This window comes from Mycobacterium sp. (assembly GCF_049802695.1).
In the GTDB taxonomy this organism is placed as follows: domain Bacteria; phylum Actinomycetota; class Actinomycetes; order Mycobacteriales; family Mycobacteriaceae; genus Mycobacterium.
On sequence record NZ_JBARMY010000313.1, the window covers coordinates 1 to 1,663 of the forward strand.

Sequence of the window (1,663 nt, forward strand, 5' to 3'; positions counted from 1 at the left end):
CGGCTCCGCCGCGCTTGCGATCACCAGGCATCGGAACGCGGCGACCCGCTGCGCCCGGCTCCGCCGCGCTTGCGATCACCACGGTGGAGTAGAAACGACAGGGTGGCCGAACTGAAACTCGGATATAAGGCATCAGCGGAGCAATTCGCGCCGAGGGAACTCGTCGAACTGGCGGTCGCCGCCGAATCCCATGGAATGGACAGCGCTACTGTCAGCGACCATTTCCAGCCGTGGCGGCATGAGGGCGGACATGCACCGTTCTCGCTGTCCTGGATGACCGCCGTCGGTGAGCGCACCAAGCGGCTCCAGCTGGGCACCTCGGTGCTCACCCCGACGTTCCGGTACAACCCGGCAGTCATCGCCCAAGCATTCGCCACGATGAGCTGTCTGTACCCGGGCCGGATCTTCCTGGGCGTCGGCACCGGTGAGGCGCTCAACGAGATCGCCACCGGCTACGAAGGCGAGTGGCCAGAGTTCAAGGAGCGGTTCGCCCGGCTCCGCGAGTCTGTGCGGCTGATGCGGGAGCTGTGGCTCGGTGACCGCGTCGACTTCGACGGCGAGTACTACAAGCTCAAGGGTGCATCGATCTACGACGTGCCCGAGGGTGGTGTCCCCGTGTACGTCGCGGCGGGTGGCCCGGTGGTGGCTAAATACGCCGGCCGTGCCGGTGACGGTTTCATCTGCACGTCGGGCAAAGGCGAGGAGCTGTACGCCGACAAGCTCATTCCTGCCGTCAAGGAGGGGGCAGAAGCAGCCGACCGCAATCCCGACGACATCGACCGGATGATCGAGATCAAAATCTCCTACGACACCGACCCCGAGTTGGCGCTGGAGAACACCCGGTTCTGGGCGCCGCTGTCGCTGACCGCCGAGCAGAAGAACTCGATTCACGATCCACTCGAGATGGAGAAGGCTGCCGACGAGCTGCCGATCGAACAGGTCGCCAAGCGCTGGATTGTGGCGTCGGACCCCGACGAGGCCGTGGAAAAGGTTGGCCAGTACGTGAAGTGGGGTTTGAACCACCTGGTGTTTCACGCGCCCGGTCACGACCAGCGGCGGTTCCTGCAGCTGTTCGAGCAGGACCTCGAACCCAGGCTGCGGCGGTTGGCGTAGGGCGGGCATTGCAGCGTGGCCGACGGCGCCCGGACGTCCGCCCTTTACATCGCGGCGCCTGAAGGGGACACCGGCAAGTCGACGATCGCGCTGGGAATCCTGCATCGACTGACCGCCACGGTGCCCAGGATCGGGGTGTTCCGTCCGATCAGCCGGGTAGCCGGTGACGAAGATCGGGATTACATCCTGGAGTTGCTGCTGGCCCACAGCAGCGCCGACCTGCCTTACGAGCGCTGTGTCGGTGTGACGTATCAGCAGCTGCATGCCGACCGCGACGCGGCGATCGCCGACATCGTCGAGCGCTATTACGCAGTGGCCTCGGTGTGTGACGCGGTGGTGATCGTGGGCAGTGACTACACCGATGTCGCTGCGCCCGCCGAGTTGAGCGTCAACGCCCGCATCGCAGTCAACTTGGGCGCGCCGGTGCTGCTGGCGGTGCGGGCGAAAGGACGCACCCCCGATGAGGTCGCGCACATCGTCGAGGTGTGTCTGAGGGAGTTGGGGGCCCAGCGCGCGCACACCGCGGCGGTGGTGGCCAACCGCTGCGAGC

At 65.9% G+C, this 1,663-nt stretch carries 2 protein-coding genes; both read left to right on the forward strand.

Features of this window, described 5'->3' with window-relative positions:
- Positions 1 to 102: 102 nt before the first annotated feature.
- Positions 103 to 1,113, forward strand: a complete 1,011-nt coding sequence (gene fgd, locus WA317_RS12880) for a glucose-6-phosphate dehydrogenase (coenzyme-F420) (protein ID WP_425173401.1) — start codon at positions 103 to 105, stop codon at positions 1,111 to 1,113.
- A 15-nt stretch (positions 1,114 to 1,128) separates the two neighbouring features.
- Positions 1,129 to 1,663 (forward strand): AAA family ATPase (locus WA317_RS12885; RefSeq protein ID WP_425173402.1); only part of this gene is annotated, 535 nt, incomplete at its 3' end.